We start from the raw sequence: 206 nt of genomic DNA on the forward strand, positions 1-206 counted from the left end.
GAAGCATGAGCGCCAGCTTGTGTGGAGGCAACGTTGGGATACCACCCTGATCGTATCTAGGTTCTAACTTGGTACCGTGATCCGGTGCGAGGACAGTGTCAGGTGGGCAGTTTGACTGGGGCGGTCGCCTCCTAAAGAGTAACGGAGGCGCCCAAAGGTTCCCTCAGAATGGTTGGAAATCATTCGCAGAGTGTAAAGGCACAAGG

General features: G+C 54.9%; 1 rRNA gene. It reads left to right on the forward strand.

Going from position 1 to position 206, the window contains the following annotated elements:
- Positions 1-206, forward strand: a 23S ribosomal RNA gene (locus tag PV403_RS25415); the annotation flags it as partial.

It is taken from the genome of Paenibacillus sp. GYB006, assembly GCF_036577645.1.
Lineage (GTDB): Bacteria > Bacillota > Bacilli > Paenibacillales > Paenibacillaceae > Paenibacillus.